Annotated in this window: 5 protein-coding genes; all 5 read left to right on the top strand. The window is 53.5% G+C overall.

Annotated elements, in window-relative coordinates:
• A partial coding sequence (locus E5J99_RS21690) for a hypothetical protein (protein WP_449549672.1) occupies positions 1-307 on the top strand: 307 nt, incomplete at its 5' end.
• A 144-nt stretch (positions 308-451) separates the two neighbouring features.
• Positions 452-1,120 carry a hypothetical protein gene (locus E5J99_RS20715; protein WP_135499711.1) on the top strand — a complete coding sequence of 223 codons (669 nt, stop codon included), beginning with the start codon at positions 452-454 and terminating at the stop codon, positions 1,118-1,120.
• A gap of 19 nt (positions 1,121-1,139) precedes the next feature.
• On the top strand, positions 1,140-1,544 hold the full coding sequence (locus tag E5J99_RS20710) for a hypothetical protein (protein ID WP_135499710.1): 405 nt from the start codon (positions 1,140-1,142) through the stop codon (positions 1,542-1,544).
• A 338-nt stretch (positions 1,545-1,882) separates the two neighbouring features.
• Positions 1,883-3,517 carry a MobV family relaxase gene (mobV, locus tag E5J99_RS20705; RefSeq protein ID WP_135499709.1) on the top strand — a complete coding sequence of 545 codons (1,635 nt, stop codon included), beginning with the start codon at positions 1,883-1,885 and terminating at the stop codon, positions 3,515-3,517.
• 289 nt (positions 3,518-3,806) lie between these two features.
• Positions 3,807-4,202, top strand: a 396-nt coding sequence (locus tag E5J99_RS20700) for a RepA protein (protein ID WP_135499708.1), incomplete at its 3' end; no start/stop codon positions are given.

Below are 4,202 nucleotides of genomic sequence, written 5' to 3'. Positions count from 1 at the left end.
TTTTGGCTTCATAATCAACATATTAAAACCCAAAAAGGACGAGTTTTATTTAGAGATGACCAAGTGCTTAGAGTACACCCAGTACAAGCACCCTAAAGACGTGCTTTCTGGCCTTTCCAATCTGATTGAATGCGGCATAATTGCGCGTAGTGATAGTCATTTTAAGTACTTTATCAACCCTCTAGTTGTGTTTAACGGCGACCGAGTTACGTTTGCCAAAACCTATATCAAGAAGAAAAAAGAGGCTAATAAGGCCCAGCTTGACCTTTTTCATAAAGAATTGAACCCAAGTGAGGCAACGAGCTAACCCACCGTCAAAAAGTGTTTAGTCTAACCGGGATTGCACTAGAATTGGAACATAAAACCCCGCTAAGCGCCTAGCCAGCAGTCACCATCGCCTACCTTGTACCTCCTTCGCCAACTCGTGCCCACTATGTGCTCCCGCAAGCTTTTGCTCCTGCTAGCCGCCCTTGGCAGCGCTGGTTCCGTACTGGCCCAGCGCCCTACTATTGCACCGCTGACCCCGGTAGCTCCTCAGGTAGTCCTGCCGGCGCCGCTAGGCACTGACATTACCGAGCAGCCTAATGCCCGGCAGACCGTACCAGTGCCTGACCAGCCGTCCCGGACTATTCGGCCGCAACCAGTGTTCCTTATCAACTCCTGCATTATTGTGGGAAGGAGCCTGGCGCAGATAAATCCGCAGGACATTGCCAACATTAACGTGTATAAAGGCCCTGATGCGCCCACCAAGTGGCGTAGCCTGACCGCGCACGGCATTATCGCCATTACGCTCAAACCCCATGTAAAGTCGAAACTTAAAACCGAGTCGCTGGCGGCCATTGGGCGGGGCCTAGAACTGCGCGGGCCAGTCAGCTACCAGCTCGAAGGCCTGCCACTCGAAGACCTTGCCCTACGCGTAGTAACTGCTGACATCGCTGGGCTCGATACGCAGCAGACGGCCAGCGGCACGGTACTCAATATCCACCTGGCGGTACCCCTGCCCGCCGTGCACCCACCCGGCACCATCCTCATTCGGGGTGCATCAGGCTCACAGTATAGATGGACAGGCAGCTTAGCCCATGCCTTTTTATCCATGCCCGGAACGGGCAAGCTGAGGTGAGCAGATTAATGTCCAATCTATGGGGGTCACCATCCACCGAATAGAACTCCGAGAAGCAAACTTGCTCTTACAAGCTAAGATAAGCAGGAAGGCTGATTTTGCACTTTTACAGGAGATTTTCCGAGATTGTGTAAGTTCTAGATTATGCGTTGAAACCTACTTTGGTCTTGATGAGAATTACAAGGCCAAAGCAGGTTTTGACTATCCTTGTGGTGTGCTGTTGAGCTTAATTTATGACGGGGATAGTAACCGGGTAGGGCTAACTTTCACTAAGAAGGCGCCTCCTACTATCCCTATTAAGCCACCAGAACCAGAAGTTCTAAAGTTTGAGTTGGCCGAGATAGTAAGGGGCAGTAGGGGAGGAAAGAGGCCCGCAGCTCGACAGAAAACAAAAGGGAAAAAAGAACCCCCGACTGAACAGTAGAGGGCGAACCTTCAACACTGTTAACCGGGGGCTCCAGGCATTTTTAGCACTGCCGTATTCCTTCCTGATAGTGTCCCCACTGGTCAGGTCCGCTTCGGGCGAGCAGGACGAAGGTAAGGCAAAGTTTCGGTATCTTTCGGGTGTCGTGCGGCCATTGTTCAAATGGTGTAACACACTAGACCAAATTAGGGCAAGGGGGCTTTAGCCCCCTTGCCCTAATTTGGTCGTGCGCCCCTTCGGGGGCATCTTCTCTCCCAGCTTGCCCGTTCCGGGCATGGATAAAAAAGGCATAAGGCTAAGCTGCCTGCTGGTTCCCTTTCTTCCCCACCGCCCCCTTTATGGCCTACGCTATCATCCGCATTGCCAAGCTCACGAGCCAGGTACACGCCCACAACGCGACCACCCACAACTACCGCCAGCACGAGGTGAGCAACGCCGACCCGGCCCCGCAGCACCCCAATAAGGAATACCTCAACCACGAGAAAACGGACTACTGGACGTTGGCGGAGGCCCGCATTGGTGAGGTCGTTACGCGCAAGGTGCGAGTTGACCAGGTGCGCGCCGTGGAGGTCATCATGACCGGCAGCCCGGAGGCGTTTATTCGTGGCCAGGATGGGCGCCCCGCCGACTACTCTAACAGCAAATGGGCGCAGGACAATTTGAATTTTTTGAAGGAGAAGTTTGGGGAGAAAAATGTGGTTTCGTTCACCCTGCACCAGGACGAAAAGACCCCGCACGTTCACGCCGTCATCGTGCCCATTACCCAGGATGGGCGGCTGAGCGCGAAGGATATTTTCACCCGTCAAACTTTGCGCGAGCTGCAAACCGACTACGCCCAGGCCATGCAGCCCTACGGCATGAGCCGGGGCATCGAGCACAGCCAGGCCGAGCACCAGCCCATGCGCCGGCAGTACGGCCAGGAGGCGGAGAACGCCCGCCAGGTGGCCGAGCTGAGCAGGCCCGCAGCGGCGACCGTGCGCGAACCGTTCAAACTGGACGACGTGCCTCTGATGGGCCGCGACACCTGGAAGGCCGAACAGGAGGCCCGCATCAACGCCGAAATTGCCCAACGGGTAGCGCAGGTGCAGGCCCAGGAGCGGCAACGGGTGGAAAAGCTCGCAGAATTGGCCCAGAAGAACACCGCCGCCGCTGAGCAGGTCAAGACCTTACAAAAGCAATTGGGTACGTCAGAGGGGCTAAAACAGGGCCATTTCACCGGCTTGCAGGAGCGTGATACGCAGGTGGATTGGCTGTACAACCAGCGGGAACGCCTGGCCGTGCAGCTCGCCCAGGGTGGCGGCACGCTGAGCAAACAGTTGGAGGGAGAGGGCAAGCTACGGACGGAAAAGATTCGGCATGAGTTGGTTAGCGTGGTAGAAAAGGCACTAACCAAGCCGATACGCGACCAGGCGATGTTCGTCGAGGAGCTTAAAAAAGCGGGTTGGGCGGTAGGGAGAGAGGGGCTAGTAAATGAAAAAAATGGTGCTGTTTTCAATAGCAAAGACTTAAAGCCCAACGGATTAGATTTAGCTCCGCAGCTCACAGCAACTTATGAGCGCACGAGGGCCGCCGAGTTCGCGCAGTCGGTCGCCGGCAAGCTGGCTGCCGAGCAGACCGAGCGCCAGGTGCGTGGCCAGCAGTCCCACGAGGGCCGCGCCATGCTGGAAATGGAGTCTAAAGACTTGGAAACCATCAAAAAGCACTTTTTGGACGTGCGGGCCGGTGTCCGGCCGGGCCAGGTGCAGGCCGATGGGCGGGTGCAGGTCGAAATTGTGTACCAGCACACCCAGCCGACCATCCCCAGCATAAACGAGCTGCTGAACAAGGCGCAGAAGTGGACCGGGGTAACGGTGCAGGAGGACAGCCACGACCGGGAGCACCGGCAGGCCGGGGCCGAGCGTCGAGGCCAGGAGCTGAAGGCCGAGAAAGGACAGAGCAAGGGCCGGGATAAGGGGCCGAGCATAGGGGGGTAAAGTCACCCCGCTAAAAGCTCAAAAGTTCGGCTCAAAAGTTCGGCTTATTGACCATCGAGAAAAACACCAAAAAACACCCGTTTTTACCGCCTTTTAAGAGTCTAAGAAGCAAACACGTCTAACTAACTGATACTCAGTAGGGGTCATTTACCACCTTGGTAAAAATGATTTACCAACCTGGTAAATAGAGTTTTCCAGATATTAGTCTTTTTTGGTAAATAAAATTTACCAAAAATATGTGCTGTTTGGTAAATGCTTTGTACGTTTGTGGTAAATAAAATTTACCATCATGGCCTATAAATCGGTAAAAAAGTACGAGGCTTTTAAAGAAAATCCCTTTATCGAAAAGGCTATTGAGGACATCAAAGTAATCCGCAAAACCCAGGTCATGCGGTCAAAAAACCGGGATGAAATCCAGATGATAGTGAACTCCGATAGCGAGGTAGTAGGGCATACTGCCTTTATGAAGTTTGTTGAGGTAGACGAGGAGAAATTCGCCAAGCTGTACCTAAGCCAATTCACCGCATTTTGGGAACTTCCAAAGTCTGCTATTCGGGTTTTTGGCTTCATAATCAACATATTAAAACCCAAAAAGGACGAGTTTTATTTAGAGATGACCAAGTGCTTAGAGTACACCCAGTACAAGCACCCTAAAGACGTGCTTTCTGGCCTTTCCAATCTGATT

Origin of the sequence: Hymenobacter elongatus, from assembly GCF_004745955.1 — a bacterium.
Classification (GTDB): Bacteria; Bacteroidota; Bacteroidia; order Cytophagales; family Hymenobacteraceae; genus Hymenobacter; species Hymenobacter elongatus.
This window is presented reverse-complemented; position numbering and strand designations above follow the sequence as displayed.

What these genes read in the sequence shown, in the direction of transcription:
- E5J99_RS20710 (WP_135499710.1), top strand. Translation starts at nt 1,140, where the DNA reads ATGGGGGTCACCATCCACCGAATAGAACTCCGAGAAGCAAACTTGCTC.
- mobV (WP_135499709.1), top strand. Translation starts at nt 1,883, where the DNA reads ATGGCCTACGCTATCATCCGCATTGCCAAGCTCACGAGCCAGGTACAC.